Source organism: Mesorhizobium sp. P5_C1 (assembly GCF_054049815.1).
This window is the reverse complement of the sequence record NZ_JBFULQ010001199.1, coordinates 1-826: the sequence shown is the minus strand read 5'-3', so window position 1 is coordinate 826 and position 826 is coordinate 1. Positions and strand designations below refer to the sequence as shown.

At 57.7% G+C, this 826-nt stretch carries 2 protein-coding genes; both read right to left on the bottom strand.

Annotation, left to right across the window (positions count from 1 at the left end; all coding sequences use genetic code 11):
- The coding region (locus ACXJ7R_RS34860; protein ID WP_457155761.1) for a TadE/TadG family type IV pilus assembly protein at nt 1–439 on the bottom strand (439 nt) is incomplete at its 3' end.
- Nucleotides 440–577: 138 nt separating this feature from the next.
- Nucleotides 578–826: pilus assembly protein N-terminal domain-containing protein (locus tag ACXJ7R_RS34855; protein ID WP_457155760.1), on the bottom strand; the 249-nt coding region annotated here is incomplete at its 5' end.

Sequence of the window (826 nt, the reverse complement as noted above, 5' to 3'; positions counted from 1 at the left end):
CCGTAACGGCAAAGGACTGGTTGGCGCCGCCGTTGGTCAGGACGACTTGGCCAGCCTGTATCTTGAAGCCGGCCGCGGCGGCGGCGGCGAACGTCGTATATTGGCGAAGATCCACGTCCAGCTGATTGGGACAATCCTGCGAGACGATGATCTCCAGTTTGTTGCAGATCATGTTCTTCAAATTGTCTCCGGCGACGTCGGCTGCCCTTAACTGGCCGGTGCGCAAGCGGCGCGCGACATCGTCGGTGATGTTGGACAACACTTCCTGGCCGGCAAATGCGATGCAGCTTTCCAGAATGGCAAAGACAAGCAGCGCAAACGGGATTGCAAGGATTCCGAATTCAATTGCCGTACTGCCGCGCCGGTCGCGAAGGAAGCGAGCGAAAAACCTTGGGCGTCTCGCTTTGTGCTCGTCTGCGGAGCCGAATTCCTTGCTCATGTCTGATCCTGCCGATCTCTATGCGGTCTCGGAAGGCGTATTAGCGCAAACCAATTGAGGCCCGGTTTGAATGATCGTTAAAGTCGTCGATGGCGTCTTAACCAGCCGATAACCTGAACGGCATTCCACCGCGCCATCCTATCGGGTGCCGTTCATCTCAGCCTCGGAGGATTTCTCCGCATCACTCTTATAGGAGCTTTCGCAATAGGGCGTGCAGGACATGGTCTGTATTTCTGCACGGCGATAGATACGCACCGACGAGGCGGCCTGCCGCACGACGGTAACCTGTTCGTCGACGATCGGGCTGCCGTCCGTATCGAGCACGACCAGATTGGTGACGCCGAAACCCTTGCCGGTCAACACGATCGTCGAGGCGTCCTGTACGGA